17 protein-coding genes are annotated in these 21,702 nt (G+C 43.4%); all 17 read right to left on the reverse strand.

The window, feature by feature from the left end; translation table 11 throughout:
* Positions 1–42: 42 nt before the first annotated feature.
* The gene (locus VOA_RS03915) at positions 43–3,732 is read right to left on the reverse strand and encodes a zinc-dependent metalloprotease (protein WP_001159830.1); all 3,690 of its coding nucleotides are present in this window, start codon (positions 3,730–3,732) and stop codon (positions 43–45) included.
* Between the two features lie 24 nt (positions 3,733–3,756).
* On the reverse strand, positions 3,757–4,617 hold the full coding sequence (locus VOA_RS03910) for a membrane protein (RefSeq protein ID WP_009356118.1): 861 nt from the start codon (positions 4,615–4,617) through the stop codon (positions 3,757–3,759).
* A 201-nt stretch (positions 4,618–4,818) separates the two neighbouring features.
* Entirely contained in the window at positions 4,819–5,628 is an 810-nt protein-coding gene (locus tag VOA_RS03905) for an ABC transporter ATP-binding protein (protein ID WP_001182760.1), read from the reverse strand.
* Positions 5,629–5,630: 2 nt separating this feature from the next.
* The gene (locus VOA_RS03900) at positions 5,631–6,497 is read right to left on the reverse strand and encodes an ABC transporter ATP-binding protein (RefSeq protein WP_001001569.1); all 867 of its coding nucleotides are present in this window, start codon (positions 6,495–6,497) and stop codon (positions 5,631–5,633) included.
* Positions 6,498–6,513: 16 nt separating this feature from the next.
* The gene (locus VOA_RS03895) at positions 6,514–8,343 is read right to left on the reverse strand and encodes an extracellular solute-binding protein (RefSeq protein ID WP_000732347.1); all 1,830 of its coding nucleotides are present in this window, start codon (positions 8,341–8,343) and stop codon (positions 6,514–6,516) included.
* Between the two features lie 26 nt (positions 8,344–8,369).
* Positions 8,370–9,413, reverse strand: coding sequence for an ABC transporter permease (locus tag VOA_RS03890; RefSeq protein WP_000584146.1), 1,044 nt, complete (start codon positions 9,411–9,413; stop codon positions 8,370–8,372).
* Positions 9,413–10,435 carry an ABC transporter permease subunit gene (locus VOA_RS03885; protein ID WP_009356119.1) on the reverse strand — a complete coding sequence of 341 codons (1,023 nt, stop codon included), beginning with the start codon at positions 10,433–10,435 and terminating at the stop codon, positions 9,413–9,415. The genes VOA_RS03890 and VOA_RS03885 overlap by 1 nt, the downstream gene beginning before the upstream one ends.
* 427 nt (positions 10,436–10,862) lie before the next feature.
* Positions 10,863–11,558 (reverse strand): orotidine-5'-phosphate decarboxylase, encoded by a 696-nt coding sequence (pyrF, locus tag VOA_RS03880; RefSeq protein WP_000999564.1) that lies wholly within the window; start codon positions 11,556–11,558, stop codon positions 10,863–10,865.
* Positions 11,559–11,632: 74 nt separating this feature from the next.
* Positions 11,633–12,802 (reverse strand): lipopolysaccharide assembly protein LapB, encoded by a 1,170-nt coding sequence (gene lapB, locus VOA_RS03875; protein WP_000889973.1) that lies wholly within the window; start codon positions 12,800–12,802, stop codon positions 11,633–11,635.
* Positions 12,803–12,814: 12 nt separating this feature from the next.
* Complete coding sequence (locus VOA_RS0118600) at positions 12,815–13,096, reverse strand: LapA family protein (protein ID WP_000691488.1); 282 nt, start codon at positions 13,094–13,096, stop codon at positions 12,815–12,817.
* A 144-nt stretch (positions 13,097–13,240) separates the two neighbouring features.
* Entirely contained in the window at positions 13,241–13,519 is a 279-nt protein-coding gene (gene ihfB / locus VOA_RS03870) for an integration host factor subunit beta (RefSeq protein WP_000167341.1), read from the reverse strand.
* 252 nt (positions 13,520–13,771) lie between these two features.
* Complete coding sequence (rpsA, locus tag VOA_RS03865; protein ID WP_000140317.1) at positions 13,772–15,442, reverse strand: 30S ribosomal protein S1; 1,671 nt, start codon at positions 15,440–15,442, stop codon at positions 13,772–13,774.
* Between the two features lie 108 nt (positions 15,443–15,550).
* Positions 15,551–16,228 (reverse strand): (d)CMP kinase, encoded by a 678-nt coding sequence (cmk, locus tag VOA_RS03860; protein ID WP_000094749.1) that lies wholly within the window; start codon positions 16,226–16,228, stop codon positions 15,551–15,553.
* Positions 16,229–16,404: 176 nt separating this feature from the next.
* On the reverse strand, positions 16,405–16,716 hold the full coding sequence (locus VOA_RS0118605) for a ComEA family DNA-binding protein (protein WP_001159855.1): 312 nt from the start codon (positions 16,714–16,716) through the stop codon (positions 16,405–16,407).
* 133 nt (positions 16,717–16,849) lie between these two features.
* Positions 16,850–18,709, reverse strand: a complete 1,860-nt coding sequence (gene ppiD / locus VOA_RS03855; protein WP_000969333.1) for a peptidylprolyl isomerase — start codon at positions 18,707–18,709, stop codon at positions 16,850–16,852.
* Positions 18,710–18,861: 152 nt separating this feature from the next.
* Positions 18,862–19,134: an HU family DNA-binding protein gene (locus VOA_RS03850; protein WP_001044516.1), complete on the reverse strand. Its 273-nt coding sequence runs from the start codon at positions 19,132–19,134 to the stop codon at positions 18,862–18,864.
* Between the two features lie 183 nt (positions 19,135–19,317).
* Positions 19,318–21,678: an endopeptidase La gene (lon, locus tag VOA_RS03845; RefSeq protein WP_001047606.1), complete on the reverse strand. Its 2,361-nt coding sequence runs from the start codon at positions 21,676–21,678 to the stop codon at positions 19,318–19,320.
* Between the last annotated feature and the right edge of the window lie 24 nt (positions 21,679–21,702).

Consider the following 21,702-nt stretch of genomic DNA (forward strand, 5'->3'; position numbering starts at 1 on the left):
TAAAGCCCTGCCATTTGGCAGGGCTTATATCTTCGCAAGCTCTTAGTGAGCCGCTAAGTCATCACGTAAATACGATGTACGGTTGTAAATCGGTAAATGCTGGAGTGACTGCAATTGGTAGCGATACTGCTTTTCCAGATTTTTACGTTTCGCTGCATCTTGGAAATCCGCTAGCTTAATGGTTGTTAACACAACATCATCGTACGTTTTCGCAGGATCTAGTGCTATTTCCGCTTCACGAGCGAGCAGCGCTTTATAGTCTTGCGTAAATCCAAGCATGTACCACGCATAGCTGTTTTCTTTCGTTGCATAATACGTTGCCCCATTACTGCGCACAAAGGTTCTTACGCTGTCGCCTGAGCCTACAGATTCGCTGCGCATCGTAATCGAACGAGCAAACACTTCATCACGCTGGTCAACCATCTTACCAGCCGAGTGCAACACCATTGCAGTAAGAATCGCTTTGTTCAGTGGCACTTCTTCATACAGCGGTAAACCGAATGACTTACGTACTGAGTAACTACCGAAGTATGGCATACGATTAATCTTGTTATTCCATGAGAAAGCCGTGAATTCACCTTGAGCCTTATGATAGTTACCTTGTGAATCTTTAAAGTTTAGCCAAAGTAAGTTTTCTCCTAGGATAAGAGTGCTCAACAGCATTTGCCCTTTGTCTGAAAATTGGAAATAACCGTCTTTCAATCCATATACATCTGGCAATTCGATTAATGACTTAGTAGAGCGATCTGTAGAGTCTCGTCTTCCCACTCGATCAACCAAAGTGGCTGACGCAGCCAAGATATCAGGCCAGTGACCAATATAGTCAATATAATTGCTGTAGTTGTTCACGGGGGCTGGGCGTGGAGCTTTCCCGCTGTTTAAGTACTTACCAATTTCACCCACTACCGCGAGATCTGTAGCTAAACTCTGTTTTACCGTTTCATCAAAACACGATGTTGGCACATAGTTAATAGGGAAGTTATTACGCTGTGAATAGACGCTAATAATCTCAGCTAAAGGACGATAGCTGATCGTGCCATCTGCGGCCTTGAGCTCACAAGTATGGTCTGGCGTTAACACTATGTTGATCAACTTATCGCGCGCCATATCCACTGACTTAGGTGAACCACAAAAAACTTCAAATGGCCATACGGTGGCGTTAGCCTCGTCGTTACAGTAAGCCAAATTACTGATTGGTAGACCTAGCATCTGGATATTCGATAGTGGTCGACTAAACACCCTATTCTGATAGAGCTCAAAAATATGTAATGAGTTTCTCCAATCCATAAATTCACTCACACGGCGCTGAGCGTAACTCATCGCGGTCGATTCTGAGAATCGGTCACTCATACCTCGCAGAGTTCGTTTATAGTAGTTGTCCTCATAACTCTCGAGCTTAAATGCCATAATTTCAGCACGGTTACGCCCTTCGTCATGGCGGTTACAATCATCATTCAGACTGACGTTACCATCGGTACAATAAAGGAACTCACGTAACGGTTTATCTGGATGCACCGATTCTAAGGCCTTGATCGTACCATCATACGTTAATGAAGATGGTGCACTGAAAGGATCCAATGCTTCCTGACGTAACTGCTCATCATAATCCCCTGCATGGAGATATACTTGTGTGATTGATTGAGTATTGTCGCCATTGGTTACTGTTTTTTGAGCTTCCACTTGACGTTTATAACCAAAACGCAGTGCTGCCAAATCATAAGGACCAAACACTGCTAATGCGTTAAGCATCGAGGGGTTGTAATCCATAATTGATGAGTAACCGGGTACGGTTCTTAGTCCATGCTCAGTAAGCTCACTTTGCGTAAAGTAGTTTTTCGCATCGTTGCTACCTTTAAAGTTGTGACGTAGACCGAAGTTATGGCCGAGTTCATGAACCAGCGTCTTCGCGTAGAAAACGCCTGTAATAAACAAACCAAGATCCGCTTGCTGCTTTTCACTTAGGTCATTCCACTCTTTCAGTTTGCCAACAACACCCACTTCCCCATTCTTCCATAAGCTTTTATCTTGGAAGTTAAAGGTTATTCCACCTATCGTTGTCGGCAGAGATTTTAATGTCGCACCGGCACGCAATTCGGAAACAGGATACATGTTATTTTCAGCCCACAAGCGACGCTCTAACTCACGTAATGCGGACATTTCTTCAAATGAAACGTCTTCTTCACCATAAGTCAGCTCTTCTTGTACCGCTTTAATCACATCGGCCAACGACTGATAAGCCGCAGGAATAGACTGTGCTTCTTCTAGATTAATCGCTTCAGTAGAGTCGACATTTTGCTGAGCGTCATAATGGATAACCCCTGAACCATTACTCACCGATGTATTAGTTGGTGAAGTGGACTCATTGATGGCAGAAGAAACCTCAATTGGTGTCACTCGACCACGGTTATAGTCGTTTGCTATACGATCCCACAAAATATCCGAAATAGAGCGCAGAACACCTGAATATTGGTTCACGTGCGCATGCACAATTTCACCCGTTAAAGGGTTAACCGCAGAAGGGCCATAACCCGCCAAACCGTTATCCAATGGCTCATCAATCAGATTGATTACGTTGTAGCGTAAATCACCCGACTGTTTACCACTCGGTTCATTTAATCGAATTTGTGGTACACCTACTTTTGCAAGTTGTGGGTTAATGCGCTCAATCACTTCTTTGGTCACTTGCTTGAAGAACAGCGTTTCTGCATTTTGATTGAAGCTGTCTGACAAGTGATAATCTATATAAGGTAGCTTCGGATTAAAACGATGCAGATATTGGAACGTTTGATCAAACTGTCCGTCAACATAAGAAGGATCAGGTTTACCGACTTCATTTGCAAAGAAGCCAAACGTATCTTCATCGCCTTTTAAATAAATAACCGGCTCATAAATTCCATGTGAAACACTACGAGCAGTCTTAGTATTCTGAGATGGAGAACGAACAAGGTCTAACGGTACCAATGAATAGAATTGGGAAACGCTGAATGACAACTTATCCATATCCATATCCATATCATTACTGATGAGCGAGTTGATCATGCAATACCAGTTATTTGTAACTCGGTAGTCCTGCATCAATTCAAAGTTAAGTACGCCATCCGTTGTGATTTCATACCCTTTCCAACCTGTTGTCGGATCGTTAGCGAGTCGGGGCGTCCCCACTTTAGTGTAACAACCTTCAGCAAAGGTCAATAGGTCATTCCACGATGCTTCTGCAATGGTCGTTTTAGGGAAATCAGGCTCAAAATACGTACGTTGATACCAAGGTATTTCGTTGTTATCAACTTTCTCTTCTTTATTCGTACATTCGTTGTAATCGTTTTCTTTACACTGATAATCAACGTAATCAACCGGAATTGAAAGTACCAGGCTTTGATCATCAGCTCTTTCTATCCATCTCCCTAGTGCTTTTTGGTCAATCTCTCCTTGGCTAATCACATCAGGGCTAATCATGCGCACCTTAAGCTCACCCGATTTCGCACTATCATTATTGGCCTCAAAAGCAACCGTCACTAACTTCTCCTGCCCTTGCATGAATGGAGCCATTGAACCCGCATAGCGAGGGGCATGAGCCATCGAAGGCATATAAAGATACACTTGATCCGTTTTGATTTGATCTCTGGTATAGGTGTTACTTGGTTTAGATAAATATTCATAGGGTTGATCATCAGCACCACAACCAGCCAGAATACTGGTAATAGCAGATGCCAACGCAATACGCTTAAATTGCATTGTCTACGTCCTTATATTAAATTCCTAAAAAGAATAGGTTAGTTGTGCGATATAACTCGCTTTGTCTGTATCAAATAAGTCTAAATTTCCCAATGTTCCGCGCTCTGCATCACTATAAAAACCTGCGCTAGATACAGTAAATGATGCCAACCACGAATCAGAAATTTGATAGTTGCTATAAACTGAAGCCGCATAGTTAAATTCTCGGCTCCGATTCCCTTTATAACTCGTACCATTACCTCCCAGTAAAGAGGCACCTAATGTCAATTTATCAAATTGATAATGACCATCAGCAGAAACTGAATAAACCCATTCTGTTAATACACGCCCATTCATGGTTTGGTATTTATAGAAGTTTTTCCGAAGTCTTGGCGATACGGAATAATTGCCACCAAGCATTTTAAAACTCACCGGCACAGAAAGCCGAAAAGCGGTATAAAGCTCAGTATCACGAGAAGCTTCTGAGGTAGGAATGGTCAATTGCCCACCAAGCCCCAAACGCCCTGTTTCACCGAAAGTGAAGAGATTAGAGTAATTTAAACCAACGACAGTGTCTGTCACATAAGTCCCTGCTTTATCCTGAAAGACTCGGTAGCCACCACCTGTAATAAAGGCTCGCAGCTGTTCCGACACAGGATAATTTAGAGTACCATTCCATGATAAGTTACGGACGGATCGGTAGTCATCTTTATCGTAAAGGTTGCTGTCGTAAGCCAAAGAGGCAGAACCAGACAACTGACAAATAAGACACGGCTGGTCTTCATTTAAAGTCAGATCACTATTTGGATTTATTGTTTCTCCTTCTGCACACACTGTGGTTGCAGAAAAAAGACTAACAACTAAAAATGAAATAGGATTGACTCTACACTTTTTTATGTTGTGCATAGTTTACTTCCAAAAAACATTCAGTTCTAAACTGAACAAATTTTGACGCTCAGATATAATATTAACAACTGAACATCACCCCAAGCATGGATAAATGCCCACACCTGAAATTTAAATATTATTATCGTGATAGTTTATATATGCAGCAAACAAAAAATAAGGTGTAGATTGATTACACATAGATTAGAGAAAATTTACTAGTCAAGCCTCCTTTATTCTATATTTAGGGTGTATTATCGGAATAGCGGAAAGCAATTTCTTGGTATAGTCATGCTTAGGATTGTTATACACATCTAGCACATTGCCATACTCAACAATTTTTCCGAAATACATAACAGCAATATTATCGGAAACCTGTTTAACCACAGATAGATCATGCGAGATAAAAATAATCGCCAAGTTCATTTCCTGCTGTAATGTCAATAGCAAATTAATAATTTGTGCTTGAACAGACACATCAAGCGCAGAAACTGATTCATCGCAGATCAACAGTTTGGGTTTTAATGCAATCGCTCGTGCAATTCCAATTCGTTGACGCTGGCCGCCAGAAAATTCATGGGGATACCGCTCAATAGAATTGGCTGGCAACCCTACCTTTTCAAGCAGTTCTAAAACCCATTTTTTACGCTCTTGAGCATTACCGACCCCATGGATAATAAACGGCTCTTCCAAAATCATTCCTATGGTATGCCGTTGGTTAAGCGACTCTAGAGGATCTTGGAAAACAATTTGCATTTCTTTACGCAGTGAGCGCATAGCTTTCGCTGAGAATTGGGTAATATCTTGCCCTTCAAAGAAAATTCGTCCTTCTGTTGGTTCAAACAGCTTGAGTATGGTGCGCCCTAACGTACTTTTCCCACACCCAGATTCTCCGACCAATCCTAGTGTTTCTCCCGGCTGGAGGGCAAATGAAACACCATCGACCGCTTTGATAACATACCCACGCCGAAAAAGCTTCTTACCAGAAACAAAGTGTTGTTTCAGATTTTCAATTTTGAGTAGCGGCTGCATGCTTACCCCTTAAACTCAGGAAATGACTGTGGATCAATCGGTTTAATAGGGATCAACTGTTTAGGCGTGTGCTCTAAACTGGGCATTAAACTCATTAATCTTTCGGTATATGGGTGCTGCGGGCGATCAAACAGATCAAAAACGTCTGCATGCTCAACCACTTTACCTGCATACATCACCACGACTTCATCACACACTTCAGCCACTACGCCTAAATCATGGGTAATAAATATCACTGCCATGCCAGTTTCTTGTTGCAAATCTTGGATCAAATCCAAAATGGAGGCTTGTACCGTGACGTCTAATGCCGTAGTGGGTTCATCACAGATCAATATTTCCGGTTTACATGCTAATGCCATCGCGATCATCACTCGTTGTCGCATCCCTCCAGAAAGGTTATGTGGATACTCATCCAAACGCTTGTCTGCCATCGGAATTCGCACTTTTTCGAGCATCTCTAATGCGTGTTGACGCAAAGTAGAACGACCAAGCTCTGGCCTATGTAAGGCCAGAACTTCCATCAGTTGTTTACCCACGGTATGAACAGGATTAAGCGCTGTCATCGGATCCTGAAAAATGATTGAGATACGATCACCACGCATCGCATACATCTCTTTGGGTGGTAGTTTCACCAAATCTTTTCCGCGATATAGGATCTCTCCACCAGTCACTCGGCCATAGGGTTTCGGCAATAGTCCCATGATTGACATTGCGGTGACGCTTTTCCCACAACCCGATTCCCCCACTAAACCAAGTGTTCGACCTTTTTTGACGTCAAAGCTCACTCCATGCAGAATTTTTACCGCTCCGTTATCAGTCAAAAATTCCGTTTCAAGCTGTTTAACACTCAGTAATACTTCCTCATTCATGGCCGTTTCCCGTTAATTACAGCTTGTACTTGAGATCAAGAATCGTAACAGGCTCAAAAGCTTTACCACTTTTCATCGCTTTCTCAGTTTCCTGCTTCACTTCAGGATCTATCCAAAAAGTGTGCAAGCCAATCTCACGATCAACCGGAAACAAAGCTTGGGTGCGCTTGGTCATCGGATCGTTCGGAAATTTAATCCAGCGCCAGTGAGCTTCACGTGCATAGGTCACCATATATCCTGGCACAATGACGTCAGCATCTGTAATAAGCCTCTGAATTTGATGAGAAAAATTCATTTTCTTCTCTATATCGAATTCATTCTTATATTTTTCAATCAAAGTATCCAATTCAGGTGAGCTGTAATTAGTATGGTTATTGGTTTGTGGTTTATTGGCGTTAACCGAGTGGAAATATTCCCAATAAGCAGGAACATCCGACGTACCCATATTCACGAAAGCCAACTCATGTTTTTTCTCGAGAATGTATTTAAAAGCCGAAGAGCCATCGACCAAGTTCAAGGTAAACTCTAGCCCTGCTTGCTTGGCTTGCTCTTTCAAATAAGCAATCCGTGGCGTCCACGAACTCACACCATAAGTAATGGCAAAAGAAAGGCGTTCACCTTTGGCATTGACACGAATACCATCAGGGCCGATTTTGTTAAACCCAGCAGCCTCAAAATACTTAATGGCTTTTTCTGGTTCAAAGTGCGGTGGTTGTGGATTAGGTAAATCATAGCCACCATGACCAAAACCCATCGCGTGGGGCTTGCGTGAATAGTCTCCACGGGTAATTTTTTCGATCATGCCATCGAAATCCGTCGCATACGTTAACCCTTTGCGCACATTGACATCATCAAGCAGAGGCATGGAAACATTCATCCATAGACCACCTGCACCTTGTGGCATCTGGTTATAGCCCCAAAACTTGTGAATGTAGCCTTTCTCGTAGAGCTCACCATTCGCTTTTTCATGCCAAAGCGCAGGCAAAATCATGTTGAACGCATCCAATGAACCTTTTTCAAAATGCTTTAGTGCAATGTCTTCATCACGAATAATCGTCAACCTAATTTTATCCACGTTAAAACGGTGCTGATAATAGCGGTTGCTATAACCCCACCAATCATCTCCCACATGCTTAAAAGTGATGCTTTTGCCCTTTTTCACCTCGTCGAGGTAATAGGCGTTGGTGGTGGGTTCACCTTCAAAGTTATAACGGCGCACAAAATCATCATCAATGCCGTCTTTGTTCTCATCTTTCTTTGGATTGGCATAAAAATGCTCAGGACGAGGGACCAAAGAACCCAAGGTATAAAGCAGGTCTTCTTGGTTTTTCTCGACCTTACTCACTGCTGCGAATGTGTGCTCATCAATTTTGATCACATCATCAATCACAGTGGTGTAATACTCGTTATACCAAGGCGCAACAATATCTGGTGAACGATAAAATTTGAGCATAAAAACAAAGTCGTCAGCAGTAACTGGCTCACCATCAGACCACTTGGCTTGGGCATTAAGTTTGAAATAAACCGTCTTATTGTCACCTGCAAATGCCCATTCATTAGCCAGCTGTGGGATCCACTGTAACGTATCCGGATGTTTCGCCACTAACGCAGGAACATCATCAAGGAAATAGCCTCTCAGCCCTGAGTTTGAGTCTGGGCCAACACTGCGCAGAGTTTGTGGGAAACTCAATAAATGCGTGCGGTAAGTGCCACCGCGTTTCGCCTCTGCTGATGCGAAGACTGGCTCATCCCAATTAGTTTGCCATTGCAAGTTACTCGGCAACGAAGCCGCATACAGGCTGGCACTCGTGGCTGCAATAGCTGATGCAATAAAGAGTTTTTTCATCCTAAATATCCCTATCTTCCTTTCCATCACACGTAACGTGTGTACTTCTTCGGATCAAATGCCGCTCGAATCGCTTCACCAATAAACGTCACCATTACCAGTACAGAGACAATTGCGGTAACGACTGAAGTTACAATCCAAGGCGCATCAAGATTCGATTTTCCTTGCTGGAGTAATTCACCCCAACTTGGGGTAGGAGGCATAAGTCCTAGCCCTAAATAATCTAGTGCGGTAAGAGCTGTGATGTTGGCTGCAATCGTAAATGGTGCCAACGTCACTATCATCACCATCGTATTGGGCAAAATATGATGGAATAAAATTCTTGCCGTAGATGCACCGAGCGCTCGTGCTGCCGTCACATACTCGCGAGCCGCTTCTTTATATGTCATGGTTCGCATATACCAGGTGATACCAATCCAGCCAAACAAGACGTTAATCGCGACAAACAAAACAAAAGTAGGCTGAGTAATGGAGACCAAAATCATAATGACGTAGAGAAATGGCACCATTGACCAAACTTCAATCACTCGTTGAGTCAATAGGTCAAAGCGGCCACCAAAAAATCCCATCGCACAGCCGATCACTGTGCCAATCGCATATGAGATGGCCATCGTTAACAAAGCAAAACCCATTGCTGTACGAAAGCCGTACACTAAGCGAGCCAAAACGTCACGTCCAATCACGTCAGTACCGAGATAATGCTGTTTTTCAATATCAGGAGCTAACGGCGGAAACTCACCACTAAAATCCTGCTCATAAGGGTTCCAAGGTACTAAGGGTAAGATAACAAAATTATCTTTATTCTCTTCTTCAAACAGCGTTTTCAACTGTCGATAGTCCGCTTCACTCGCATAATCCAAGCCGAATGCTGTTCCAGAGTACACACTACTCACAGCAGGGAAATACCACTCTCCTTGATATTTCACCACTAAAGCACGGCTGTTAATAAAGAATTCTGAAAATAATGAAAGCACTAGAAAAATAGAAAGAATGCTAAATGACCAATAGCCACGTTTAATTTCTTTAAATGCTTTAATCTTTTTTCTGGTTAATGGGCTGATTATTATCATTACTCACCAAACCTTACTCGTGGATCGGTTGCTGCTACACACAAGTCAGATAAAATATTTCCAACCATCAACATCACAGCGTTAATTGCGACAATCCCCATTACAACCGGATAGTCTCGTTCCATAATCGATTCGTAACCAAGCAGGCCAATTCCATCAATATTAAATATCACTTCAATAAGAAATGAGCCTGTCATAAAAAACAACAGAGAGTTTCCAAAATGACTTGCGACTGGAATCAAACTATTTTGTAAGGCATGCTTTCTTACCGCTTTATGAAATGGTAAACCTTTGGCGATAGCCGTACGGATATAATCGGCAGATAGATTTTCCATAAGGCTATTTTTCATTGTCATGGTCAGCGTAGCGAAATCACCAATCAAATAACAAATAAGCGGCAATATTGCGTGCCACATAATATCCTTAATTCGTTCAGAGAATGTCTCATAGTCTGCGAATTCATCACCCACGAAGCCCCCCATTGGAAACCATTCTAAATGATAGGAGAATACTGTGATGAGAAAAACACCCACGACATAGCCAGGTAATGCATAGCCAACAAAGAGCATAATCGAAGAGGCTGAGTCAAACACTGAGCCATGCTTGATCGCTTTGTAATATCCAAGTGGGATAGAAATGAAATAGCTAATAAAGAAAGTCATTCCACCATAAAACAACGAAACGGGTAGACGCTCTGCAATCATTTCACTGACTGGTTCGTAATAACGCGTTGACTCACCAAAATCTAATACGATTATTTTGCTTAACCAATCAAAATAGGCTTCAAGAATAGGCTTATCTAGCCCATAAAACGCATTGAGCTGAGCAATTTGAACATCAGATAAAGCATTACTTTCATTCACAGTCGAATAATTAGCACTATCCGACATGGATTGCATACTAGCCAACATTCGTTCTACCGGTCCCCCCGGTACAAAACGTGTAATGGTAAATATTAGGATCGTAATGCCTAAGAAGGTTGGCACAATTAAAGCCAATCTACGTAAAATATATGATAACACTTACAAGCCTACTCCATGCTGTAATACATAAGTTATCATGACCGTTGAATTCCATTTCGGCCATCAGATTGAAAGACGTATTATCTACTACGCTGAAAAAGCATAGATATAGCCTTATCAATTACATTTAACACAAAACTGCGATAAAATATCAAATGCTAATTTGCAACAAAATATCCCCATCTGTCACCATGCTCTGCATATTAAATCAAATTATAGACTATAAATTCACCAACCAGATAACAAAATAAACTAAGTAAACGTTTAGCGAAGAATTATTCACCAAATAAATAGCTCTTTTTAGAATAGATCATGCCTAGCCCATTCATCGAGAATGCATAACTATCAAGTGGAGTAAATAAGTCTTAAATAACAAAAATGCGACAGACATTCAAATGCCAGCCGCATTTTTTCACTTTGCTAATAATTAAACCAGTGATTGGTTAATTGCACGGAGAACTACATCAGGCTGCACCGCCTGAGTGATTGGACGACCAATAACTAAGTAATCCGAGCCTGCAGCAATAGCTTGTGCTGGCGTCATAATCCGGCGTTGATCACCTTGCTCAGAACCTGCTGGACGAATACCTGGTGTTACAAGCTTAAATTCATTTCCTAAGTTTTGCTTAAGTAGTAACGCTTCCTGAGCTGAACAGACAACACCATCTAAACCTGAATTTTTACTTAAAGTAGCCAATTTTAGTACATGATCCTGAGGAGTGGCTTGAACACCTATGCCTTGTAGATCAGAGGCTTCCATACTAGTTAGTACCGTCACACCAATCAGCAGTGGGCGATCCTTTCCGTATGGTTCCAAAATCTCACGTGATGCTGCCATCATCCGTTCACCACCACTGGCATGTACATTGACCATCCACACACCTAGCTCTGCGGCGGCTTTCACCGCTTTTGAACAAGTATTCGGAATATCGTGAAATTTTAGATCCAGAAACACAGAAAAACCACGTTTGTGCAACTCGCGTACAAATTCTGGGCCAAATAGAGTAAACATCTCTTTACCCACTTTGAGTCGACATGTGCTTGGGTCAATTTTGTCCACAAACGCGAGCGCATCCGCCAGATTGTCATAGTCCAGTGCAACAATCACTTTTGGGTCGTTCATCGTTTCTCCTATCTGTATAGAGTGTTAAAAAAAAGCAGCCATAAATAGCTGCATAATGATCTAGAACTGTTTATCTACTCACCATCTAAGCCTCGAATCGGCTTTATTGAACCCCAGTTTTTACATGACGGACAATGCCAATAGAGTGAGTGGGTTGAGAAACCACACTTACGACAACGATAGTGTGGCTTTACTTTAAGCTGCTCTCCAACTAAGCGTTGCAGAGTTGATAGGCTCGCTTTGGCTCGGCCTTCTTCAGCTTCCGCGATATGGTAGTCAATCAGGCGGTAGAAACCTTTCATCGTTGGATTTTTGACTAACTGTCTAGTGAGAATTTCTTGAGCGGCTGCAATACCTTCATGCTGAGCAACAAGCTGCGCTAACATTAGCTCTGCCGATACCCCTGCTTTTTTAGCAATACAACTCCGTAAGAAATCAATCAAATCTTGCTCACGGCTGAGATGATGGTAACACTCTGCCAATGTGTTCAATACTTCACCAAGAAAATCAATATCCTGAACAAGCACCATCTCTAAATGATCAATGGTCTTCTGATAATCTTCGTTTTGCAGATAGAGCTTACCGAGCGAGATCGTGGCACGTACACATTTCGGATCTTCCTGTAGTGCTTTTTTAAACAGTTGAACGGCTTTGTTATCGTTGCCATCAGCTTTTTCAAGCATGGCTAGCTCACAATAAAAGTGAGCAATGCTCACCCTCATACGCTTACGCCCAAGCTTAACAAGAGCAGAAGCACACTCAATCGCTTTATGCCATTCACGAGTCTGCTGATAAATCGCAGTGAGTTGCTGAAGAGCCGATTCTCGATGCTCTGGCTCATCAATAAGTTGTTCAAAAATTTTCTCGGCACGATCAAGAAAGCCAGCAACCATATAGTCCTTAGCTAACTGCTGTAATGCCAGATTCTTTTGTTCTACAGTCAAACCTGAGCGAGAGATAAGATTTTGATGGATACGAATTGCGCGATCTACTTCACCACGAGAGCGGAAAAGGTTTCCTAAGGCCAAGTGAGTATCAATGGTTTCATTATCGACTTGCAAGAGTTCGATAAAGTGATCCACTGCCTTATCCGACTGATCGGAAAGTAGCAGGTTCAAGCCCGTTACGTATTGACGCGAAATTTGGTGTGATTGTTTCTGCTTGTCTTGCTGGGCACTGCGATGCCCCATATACCAACCATATGCGGCGGCAATGGGCAATAACAAGAACAGGATTTCTAACATCGAAAAGCAGCCTTATCCTGAATGTACTTTAGTTTCTGGCGCTGACTGCTGATTTGCTACTTTGAGCTGTTTGGTCAGTTTTCGGATTTTCAATTTTGATTTGAGATGCAGTCCTCCGAAAAGAATGCTCGCACAAGCAAACCCAATGACAAAAACGCTTCCGAGTAATGTTGAGAGATGAAACTCACCTTGTGCTAATAAATAATTAAAAGCCACTACCGATTGATTTTGGGAGCCTAATGCTAATGCGATTAAGAAAAGAGCGAGTACGGCGACTATCTTTATAATTTTCATAAGTCATTACCTTTTCATAAATTGGCACACAGATTATGCAGGAAAATAGCGAGACAAACCACGGCTAATAGCAACGGTTACATAAAAAAGCGGCACACCAAAATAGTATGCCGCTCGCATGAACAAACTTTACTCAACTACCTATTACAAGTTGACACGCTCGCGCAGTTCTTTACCTGGCTTAAAGTGTGGAACATATTTACCTTCCAACTCAACCTTATCACCAGTTTTAGGATTGCGTCCTACGCGAGGCTCACGATAGTGTAAGGAGAAGCTACCGAAACCACGAATCTCGATGCGCTCACCCGCTTCTAGCGTAGAGGCCATATGCTCTAGGATATTTTTTACCGCATCTTCGATCTCTTTTGCAGACAAATGTGTTTGTTCGGCACAGAGTCTTTCAATCAGTTCGGACTTAGTCATAGTTTCCCTCTTCGAGTTTTTACTGCCTAATTATAGTCAGTAATATCAATTCCAACAAACACTTGATTTACATTGTAGAAAAAGAACTCAACGTTGAGCGAGATCTTACATTCGGTTTCTAGTGCTACTTATAAGAGTGAACGCTCTGCAGCATTTCCGCAACTTTTCCTGTTCAATCTTAGGTAGCGATCATGAGATTACAAAGACAAAAAAGGAGCCTTGCGGCTCCTTTTATCTTTTAGCGTTTAGCTATTATTCGCCTTTCGCCGCTTTGAAAGCGTCAGCCATAGCATTACCGAACGCAGCTTCGTCTTGCTTGTTCAGAGTTGCCATTACTTCTTGCTCTTCAGCTTCGTCTTTTGCTTTGATAGACAGGTTGATTACGCGGTTTTTACGGTCAACACCAGTAAATTTCGCTTCAACTTTGTCACCAACGCTCAGGATCAGTGATGCATCTTCGATACGATCACGTGATACTTCAGAAGCGCGGATGTAACCTTCAACGCCGTCTTCCAACTCGATGGCTGCGCCTTTCGCGTCAACTGCAATTACAGTACCGTTAACCAGAGCACCTTTCTTGTTGTCTGAGACATAAGCGTTGAATGGATCGTTTTCCATTTGCTTGATGCCCAGTGAAATGCGCTCACGCTCAGCGTCTACTGCTAGAACTACTGCAGAGATTTCATCGCCTTTCTTGAATTCACGTACTGCTTCTTCTCCTGGTACGTTCCAAGAGATGTCAGACAGGTGAACCAGACCATCGATACCGCCTTCTAGACCGATGAAGATACCAAAGTCAGTGATAGACTTGATCTTACCAGTTACTTTGTCGCCTTTAGCTTGTGCTTCAGCGAATGATTGCCATGGGTTAGCTTTACACTGTTTCAGGCCTAGAGAGATACGACGACGCTCTTCGTCGATATCCAGAACCATAACCTCAACTTCGTCGCCAACATTAACAACTTTAGATGGGTGGATGTTCTTGTTAGTCCAGTCCATTTCAGAAACGTGTACTAGACCTTCAACGCCTTCTTCGATTTCAACGAAGCAGCCGTAGTCAGTCAGGTTAGTTACACGGCCAGACAGTTTGTGACCTTCTGGGTAACGCTTAGCGATTGCTACCCATGGATCTTCGCCTAGCTGTTTCAGACCTAGAGATACGCGAGTACGATCACGATCGAACTTCAGTACTTTAACTAGGATCTCGTCACCAACGTTAACGATTTCTGATGGATGCTTAACGCGTTTCCAAGCCATGTCAGTGATGTGTAGCAGACCGTCAACGCCGCCCAGATCAACGAATGCACCGTAGTCAGTCAGGTTCTTAACGATACCTTTAACTTCAGTACCTTCTTGCAGAGTTTCAAGCAGTTCATCACGCTCTACGCTGCTTTCAGATTCGATTACTGCACGACGAGAAACAACAACATTGTTACGCTTCTGGTCTAGCTTGATAACTTTGAACTCTAGCTCTTTGTTTTCTAAGTGAGCTGTGTCACGGATTGGACGTACATCAACCAGCGAACCTGGCAGGAACGCACGGATACCGTTCAGTTCAACAGTGAAACCACCTTTAACTTTACCGTTAATGATACCGATAACAGTTGCAGCTTCTTCGTAAGCTTTTTCAAGTACGATCCAAGCTTCATGGCGCTTCGCTTTCTCACGAGAAAGTTGAGTTTCGCCGAAACCATCTTCAACAGCGTCCAGAGCTACATCTACTTGAGAACCAACTTGAACTTCTAGTTCGCCAGCAGCGTTCTTGAATTGTTCAGCAGGGATAGCAGACTCAGACTTCAGACCAGCATCAACAAGAACGTAGCCGTTCTCGATTGCTACTACAGTACCTTTAACGATAGTACCTTGTTGGAATTGGGTCTCGTTCAGAAACTCTTCAAAGAGTTGAGCAAAAGATTCAGTCATTTATTTAATCTTCAATAAGTAAACGGCCACGGGTGTCCTACCACATGGGGTTATTAAATTCGCCAGTCATCATCCTTGCGACCGACGCTCTTACTTAGCGTGATTCACTCACACCAGTTTAGATTCGATATATTGTAGCGCTTGTTCTACCACTTCATCGATAGTCAATGAGGTTGAATCAAGCACTAACGCGTTTTCAGCAGGACGCAAAGGAGCAACAGTACGATTTCTGTCGCGATCGTCTCTTTCCTGAATTTCGCTTAAAAGGACGTCAAATTTAACATCAAGCCCCTTCAGTTGCAACTGCTTGAAGCGTCTACGGGCTCTTTCTTCCGCACTTGCATCAAGGAAAATTTTAGCTTCTGCGGTTGGAAAAACCACAGTGCCCATATCACGACCATCAGCAACTAAACCAATCCCATTAGCAAAAGCACGTTGGCGGCGTAGCAATGCTTCACGAACTCGAGGTAGCGCCGCGACTTTTGAGGCAGCCATACCGGTTTCTTCTTTGCGTAATTCGCGAGAGACATCTTCGCCTTCGAGAATGACTTTCACTAAGTCACCTTCGGCAATGAACTGCACATCAAGATGCGTTGCAAGAGGAACCAATGCCTCTTCAGAATCAAGATCGACTCCATGATGGATAGCAGCTAAAGCTAATACACGATAAATCGCACCGGAGTCTAACAGTTGAAAACCGAGCTTTTCAGCCAACAACATGCATAGAGTGCCTTTACCTGCACCGCTCGGCCCATCAACAGTAACAACTGGCGTATGAGAGGACATGTATTTCTCCACTTTCTAGTTTTAGGCGGCCGATGGTACGTCCGCATTTTCGGCGAAGAATTATAAGTGTAAAGGAGCTTAGGTGCTAGGTAAGAGTCCTGATTAACAAAAAATACTGGTACAGTAAAAAAATAACCCAGCATCAACCGGGTTATTTTATTCAGTTATACCTGTTTTTATAACAAGATCCGAGCAGCATTATTCCGCACCGTTGCCTCACCGATCCCTTTAACATTCGTCAGGTCCTCAACACTGACAAAAGGGCCGTTGGCTTCACGATAATCGACGATAGCTTGAGCTTTTTTAAGCCCAATACCTTTCAGTAACGTTGCCAATTCTTCTGCTGAAGCAGTATTAATATTCACGGTGATAACAATGCCCTCCTCAACCTGAGTAACGAGTGTCGTTTCTTCGGCATTTGCCAAAAGAGGCACTGATGGCAGACAGATTGAAAGAAGAAGTGTCATAACTTTAGTTTTGAATTGCATGATAGACCCTCAATTTGTTTTTGAGTACCTATCATATTCCGTGTGATTAGGTCGCACATATGAACATAGCATAAATAGAACGGGCTACTGCTGTAGCCCGTTTCTTTAAACATATCAATTACACGATGAATGATTATTCAGTCGCAATGTGATACTCAATATCGGTGTTCTGACGTAATACGCTGATCACACCAGCCAAGTCTTGCTGTGAACCAATACGTGATAGTTGCGTAGCAATTTGCTCGTGGTAGGCCGGGGTAACTTTTGACTCAACTTTGTTGAGTTCAATCACCACTACATTGCCATCAAAGTCTTTCGCTTGAGCGTAGCCTTTCGCATCATCTTGTGGCTTAACCATCGAGTAAACGGTATTCGCTAGAGGCGAGCTACGGTCAATCATTTGCACTTCACCGAATGCAACACCATTTTCGGCAAGTACATTTGAATTGCCAACTTTGAGAGCTGCTACGATTTTGTTGCCCAACTCAAGTGCTTGCTGCTCACCTTTCATACGTGAAAGTTGCTCAACCACTTGAGATTTGACATCAGCTAGAGGCAATACTGTTTCTGGACGTGATTCTTCCATACGCACAACAACCACATGCTCAGGTGCAACTTCAATAACCTCTGAGTTGAGACCGTCTTCTTTCACTTCTGGCGATTTCAGCGCTTGCAATACAGCCGGATTGGCTAACAAATCAGGCGCTTGTTCTGCCGAAATAAAGTCAGTGTGCTCAACCTGAGTTGAAATGGCTTTTGCTGCTTCATCTAAAGAGTCTGAGTGCTCGAAAGCCAGTTTTTCAAGCTCACTTTGCTTGGTATAAAAAGCATCTAATGCTTGTTGATCAACAAGTTCTTGTTTGACCGCTTTTGCAACCTCTGTATAAGGCTTAACAACTGGAGCTTTCACTTCATCCAAACGAATAATGTGATAACCAAACTCAGACTTAACTAAGCCAGAAATTTGCCCATTTTCGGTCAGCGCAAAGGCGGCGGCTTCAAACGCGGGATCCATCGTGTCACGCTCGATCCAACCGAGTGCACCACCTTCTTGTGCGCTGCCAACATCTTGCGATTTTTCTTTTGCAACAGTGGCAAAATCAGCACCCGCGTTCAATTCATCTAGAATCGCTTGCGCTTTTTGCTCATCACTGCCTTCAACGAGGATATGGCTCACTTTGCGCTGCTCAGCGGTTGAATATTTATCAAGGTGCTCTTGGTAATACTCTTGCGCAGCTTCATCATCAATCATGATCTGTTTTTTCAGCGCGTCAGCAGACAGCTCAACATAGGACACTTTCATCTGCTCAGGGCGAGTAAAGCGTTCTGTATTGGCCTTGTAATACTGTTGAATGTCGTCATCACTGAGCGTGACTTTTTTCGCAAAGTCAGCCAGAGATAGAGTGATGGTGCGGATGTCTCGGGTTTGAGAAATCAGTTGATCTTGCAGATTCACTTCACCGGGTAGACTGAACTCACTACCCTGCAATGCGCTCATTAATTGGTTACGTACTAAATCTTTACGTAAATATTCCGCGAACATGTCTGGTGTAAAGCCTGCACGACGCAACGCTGCTTGGTAGAGTTCTTGATCAAACTGACCTTGCGACTGGAACTGAGGCATGTCCAAAATCATTTGACGCACTTGTTGGTCACTCACACGTAAACCCAACGACGCCGCATGTTGTTCTAGAAGTAAATCATTCACCATACGGTCCAACACTGACTTACGGAAAGAAGCGACATAAGTCGGATCCGCCAGTAAGTTGGAGAAATAATCACCAAGTTGAGATTGCATGCGATTGCGTTCGTTTTGGTATGCTTGCTCAAAGTCACCACGGCTGATTTCCGCGTTCCCCACTTTGGCGGCTGCGTTATTACCACCACTGATAAGGTAGTTACCTACACCAGCAAAAATGAAAGATAGGATGATTAATCCAAGGATAATTTTAACCGCGATGCTGTTCACGCCTTCGCGTAATCGATCCATCATAGTGCTACTACTCTCCGGGTTTGATATCAGGCACGTAAGCCCAAAATGAATGGCGCGATAATATCAGAAAAAGAAATGCGCATCAGTAGGATGCGCATAATTTCAAAAGGTTCGAATTTATTTTGCAGAAAAGCGCAAAATCTTCATTTAAATTAGTTGCAAGCGTCTTTCAGCGCTTTACCCGCTTTGAATGATGGTACTTTTGCTTCAGCAATTTTGATCTCTTCGCCAGTTTTTGGGTTACGGCCTGTACGCGCAGCACGAGTACGTACGCTGAACGTACCAAAACCAACCAGTGCCACTTGGTCACCAGATTGTAGTGTACCGCTCACTGCTTCGATGAATGCGTCAAGAGCGCGACCTGCAGAGGCTTTAGAGATATCTGCGTTCGCTGCAATTTGTTCTACTAGTTGTGTCTTATTCACTGTGATTCCCCTTTGGTCACCCTTTATTATTTTATCGGTGCCGATTTCGTTCCATTAAAGTTTAAAACTAGCCTAAAGCCTTGTTGCATCAGGGCTACAAGCTATTGAGAGTAACGTTAGCTTCCAAAAAAAACGCTGACAAGCCTTTTTAAGCCTATCAGCGTAAAGATTTACTTATTTTTGCTACGCATCACTCTTTTTGCTCTCAAAGCTAACCCCTGTCGGGTCTTGCTCTAGTGCAACTTTGAGAACCTCGTCAATCCACTGCACTGGAAGAACTTGCAGATCCGCGATCACATTCTCTGGGATCTCTTCCAAATCACGCTCGTTATCTTTCGGGATTAAGACAGTTTTGATACCACCTCGGTGTGCTGCTAGCAGCTTCTCTTTCAATCCACCGATAGGTAGCACTTCACCACGCAGTGTAATTTCACCTGTCATTGCTACTTCTGCTTTCACAGGGTTACCCGTCAAGCTAGAAACCAATGCTGTACACATAGCGATACCTGCGCTCGGACCATCCTTTGGTGTGGCACCTTCAGGCACGTGGACATGGATATCTTTTTTCTCGTAGAAATCAGGGTTAATACCCAATTTTTCCGCACGAGAACGCACCACAGTCATCGCCGCTTGAATCGACTCTTGCATCACATCACCGAGCGAACCGGTTTGAGTCAATTTGCCTTTACCCGGCATTGATTGGGTTTCAATAGTCAGCAAATCACCACCGACTTCCGTCCATGCTAGGCCATTAACTTGACCAATACGGTTGCTTTCTTCGGCTTTGCCGTAGTCAAAGCGCTGTACACCTAAAAACTCTTTCAAGTTTTGTTGGTTCACCACAACCGTTTTCACGCTCTTATCGAGCAGAATTTTCTTCACAGCTTTGCGGCAAATCTTTGAGATTTCGCGCTCAAGGCCACGCACACCCGCTTCACGAGTGTAATAACGGATGATGCCGACAATAGCAGAATCTTCTATCACGATCTCGCTTGGTTTGAGGCCATTACGCTCAACTTGCTTACTGACCAGATGGTCTTTGGCAATATTGAGTTTTTCATCTTCGGTGTACCCAGATAAACGAATCACTTCCATACGATCGAGTAATGGACCCGGAATATTCATCGAGTTTGAGGTCGCAACGAACATCACATCTGACAGATCGTAATCCACTTCCAGATAGTGGTCGTTGAACGAGTTGTTTTGCTCAGGGTCAAGTACCTCTAGCAATGCAGAAGCTGGATCACCACGCATGTCAGAGGACATTTTGTCGATCTCATCGAGCAAAAACAGTGGGTTTTTCACGCCAACTTTCGCCATCTTTTGAATGAGCTTACCTGGCATAGAGCCAATATAGGTACGGCGGTGACCACGAATTTCCGCTTCATCACGCACGCCACCCAGTGCCATACGCACGTATTGGCGTCCAGTTGCTGCAGCAATCGAGCGACCCAGCGAGGTTTTACCGACACCCGGAGGCCCCACTAAGCATAGGATTGGACCTTTGAGCTTATTGATGCGACTTTGCACGGCGAGATATTCCAAAATACGCTCTTTGACCCGCTCTAAGCCGTAGTGGTCAGCATTGAGGATCTCTTCTGCTTTAGAGAGATCTTTTTTCACCTTGCTGCGCTTAGTCCACGGAACATTGACCATCCAATCGATGTAGCTACGCACTACCGTTGCTTCTGCTGACATCGGCGACATCATTTTCAGCTTATGCAGCTCTTGCTCTGCTTTGTCGCGTGCCTCTTTCGGCATCTTCGACTCTTCGATTTTCTTTTTCAGCGTTTCAAATTCGTCAGGCGCGTCATCCATCTCGCCTAATTCTTTTTGAATTGCTTTCATTTGTTCATTCAGATAGTACTCGCGCTGTGACTTTTCCATCTGCTTTTTAACGCGGGTGCGGATGCGCTTCTCAACCTGCAGCAGATCGATTTCAGACTCCATCTGCCCCATTAAGAATTCTAAACGCTCACTGACATCCAGCAGTTCAAGCACTTTCTGTTTATCGACCAATTTCAACGGCATATGCGCTGCGATGGTATCGGCTAAGCGAGCAGCTTCATCAATTCCATTAAGAGAGGTCAAAACCTCAGGCGGGATCTTTTTATTGAGCTTGATAAAGCCTTCAAACTGGTTAATCGCACTGCGAACCACCACTTCTTGCTCTCGCTCATCTAGCTCTGGGGTTAGCAGATACTGAGCATCAGCAAAGAAATACTCTTCTTCATAGAATTGGGTAATTTTGGCGCGTTGCTGACCTTCGACCAACACTTTGACTGTGCCATCGGGCAATTTCAGCAATTGCAAGATAGTAGCGACCGTGCCAACTTCGAATAAATCGGCAACTTTCGGTTCATCGGTTTCCGCTTTCTTTTGCGCTACCAACAGCACTTGCTTGTTGTTATCCATCGCCGCTTCAAGACACTGGATCGATTTTTCTCGGCCAACAAACAGAGGAATGACCATGTGTGGATAGACAACCACATCGCGCAGGGGTAGTACGGGGATCTCGATACGCTCGGAACGCTCCAAGTTCATATTTTTCTCTCTTCCGCTTTGCAT

Origin of the sequence: Vibrio sp. RC586, from assembly GCF_000176715.1 — a bacterium.
Lineage (GTDB): Bacteria > Pseudomonadota > Gammaproteobacteria > Enterobacterales > Vibrionaceae > Vibrio.

Bases quoted from the DNA above. Each gene is read 5' to 3' on its own strand.
- VOA_RS03915 (WP_001159830.1), bottom strand. From the start codon at position 3,732: ATGCAATTTAAGCGTATTGCGTTGGCATCTGCTATTACCAGTATTCTG.
- rpsA (WP_000140317.1), bottom strand. From the start codon at position 15,442: ATGACTGAATCTTTTGCTCAACTCTTTGAAGAGTTTCTGAACGAGACC.
- VOA_RS03900 (WP_001001569.1), bottom strand. From the start codon at position 6,497: ATGAATGAGGAAGTATTACTGAGTGTTAAACAGCTTGAAACGGAATTT.
- VOA_RS03905 (WP_001182760.1), bottom strand. From the start codon at position 5,628: ATGCAGCCGCTACTCAAAATTGAAAATCTGAAACAACACTTTGTTTCT.
- VOA_RS03910 (WP_009356118.1), bottom strand. From the start codon at position 4,617: ATGCACAACATAAAAAAGTGTAGAGTCAATCCTATTTCATTTTTAGTT.
- VOA_RS0118605 (WP_001159855.1), bottom strand. From the start codon at position 16,716: ATGCAATTCAAAACTAAAGTTATGACACTTCTTCTTTCAATCTGTCTG.
- VOA_RS03890 (WP_000584146.1), bottom strand. From the start codon at position 9,413: ATGATAATAATCAGCCCATTAACCAGAAAAAAGATTAAAGCATTTAAA.
- lapB (WP_000889973.1), bottom strand. From the start codon at position 12,802: ATGTTAGAAATCCTGTTCTTGTTATTGCCCATTGCCGCCGCATATGGT.
- pyrF (WP_000999564.1), bottom strand. From the start codon at position 11,558: ATGAACGACCCAAAAGTGATTGTTGCACTGGACTATGACAATCTGGCG.
- lon (WP_001047606.1), bottom strand. From the start codon at position 21,678: ATGAACTTGGAGCGTTCCGAGCGTATCGAGATCCCCGTACTACCCCTG.
- ppiD (WP_000969333.1), bottom strand. From the start codon at position 18,709: ATGATGGATCGATTACGCGAAGGCGTGAACAGCATCGCGGTTAAAATT.
- VOA_RS0118600 (WP_000691488.1), bottom strand. From the start codon at position 13,096: ATGAAAATTATAAAGATAGTCGCCGTACTCGCTCTTTTCTTAATCGCA.
- cmk (WP_000094749.1), bottom strand. From the start codon at position 16,228: ATGTCCTCTCATACGCCAGTTGTTACTGTTGATGGGCCGAGCGGTGCA.
- VOA_RS03895 (WP_000732347.1), bottom strand. From the start codon at position 8,343: ATGAAAAAACTCTTTATTGCATCAGCTATTGCAGCCACGAGTGCCAGC.
- ihfB (WP_000167341.1), bottom strand. From the start codon at position 13,519: ATGACTAAGTCCGAACTGATTGAAAGACTCTGTGCCGAACAAACACAT.